General features: G+C 69.6%; 1 protein-coding gene. It reads right to left on the bottom strand.

Features of this window, described 5'->3' with window-relative positions; translation table 11 throughout:
* Nucleotides 1-36: 36 nt before the first annotated feature.
* On the bottom strand, nucleotides 37-1,251 hold the full coding sequence (locus tag AC0Z36_RS29640; RefSeq protein ID WP_485466176.1) for an IS110 family RNA-guided transposase: 1,215 nt from the start codon (nucleotides 1,249-1,251) through the stop codon (nucleotides 37-39).
* Between the last annotated feature and the right edge of the window lie 263 nt (nucleotides 1,252-1,514).

The following is a 1,514-nucleotide window of genomic DNA, read 5'->3' as shown; positions in this document are numbered from 1 at the left end:
CCGCCAGTTTTGTGATGGTTTCTGATGGTCATGTGGTCATGCTGCGAGGGCGACGGTGGGACGCCGGGATTCGTAGAAGGTGCCGTCGCGGAGCATGGCAAAGATGACGTTGATGCGTTGGCGGGCGAGGCGCAGGAGGGCCTGGGTGTGGGTTTTGCCACGGGCGCGTTGCCTGTCGTAGTAGGCGCGAGACGCCGGATCGGCGTTCATGCAGGCGAAGGCGGACAGGAACATGGCGCGTTTGAGCTGCCGGTTTCCGCCTCGGGGTGCGTGTTCGCCGTGGATCGAGGTCCCGGACTGCCGGGTGGTGGGGGCAAGTCCGGCGTAGGAGGCGAGGTGGGCGGCGGTGGGGAACTTGGCACCGTCGCCGACGGTGGTCAGCAGGACGGCGGCGGTCCTGACGCCGACGCCGGGCATCGAGGTCAGGACCTGGGAAAGAGGGTGGGCTTCCAGCAGGGCACTGATCTGCGCTTCCAGGGCCCGGCGTTGTTCGTGGACGGCGGCCAGCGAGCGGGCCAGGGAGGGCACGACGATGTCCAGAGTGCCGGTCCCCGGGACGGTGACGGTCTGCTCGTCGAGTGCGGCGAAGACGTCATCGATCAGGCGCTGGGCCATGCGCGGGGCCTTGGGGCGAATCAGGTCGACGAGCCTGCGACGGCCGGCCTTGCGCAGGGCGGCCGGGGACCCGTGGCGCTCCAGCAGCCAGGTGATGGCGGGGTGGTCGAGGCGGGGTCCCAGGACGCGCTCCAGGCCGGGGTGGAACTGGGTGAGCAGGCCGCGGATCCGGTTGGAGGTGCGGGTGGCCTCGGCGGCGAGGTCCTGGTCGAAGCCGACCAGGACGGTCAGTTCGGCGGTGATCTCGTCGGTCAGCTCCAGGGCGCGCAGGGTGTGCGGCATGGTGCGGGCGGCGTCCGCGATCACCGCCGCGTCCTTCGCGTCGGTCTTGGCCTCGCCCGGGTAGAGGTCGGCGATCCGCCGCATGGCCAGCCCGGGCAGGTAGGCGACCTGGCAGCCCGCGTCGCGGGCGACGGCCAGGGGCAGGGCTCCGATGGAGGCGGGCTGGTCCACGATGACCAGGACGGTGCCGAACTTCGCGGTCAGCTTGTCGAACACGGCCCGCAGTTTCGGTTCGTTGTTGGGCAGGGCCTTGTCGAAGACTTTCTTGCCGGCCGGGGTGAGCCCGCGGCCGTGGTGGGCGCTCTTGCCGACGTCCAGGCCGAGGAACACGCCCACGTCTTGAGTGTTGAACACCGATCTCCTCCAGGGGAGTTGATGGCGCCGGCCTCGGCGTTGGTGTCGTACTGGCGCATCCACGTTATGCAGACCTGCCGCCCGCGAACTGTCCGGCATTGCACCGGACCGGGCGGTGGCCGGGCCTCTGATCAGCGTCTCCGACGGCACCTTCCGGGCCCGGTGACACCACCCCCCAGGTCATGTCTTCGACAGGGGGCAACAGTCATGCCGGGCCCGGAGGCCAGCGGTCCTCTTGCAGGACCACGAAAAACATAACGGGG

Source organism: Kitasatospora sp. UYEF31 (assembly GCF_057291755.1).
The sequence above is the reverse complement of the archived record's forward strand: the minus strand, read 5'-3'. Positions and strand labels throughout refer to the sequence as shown.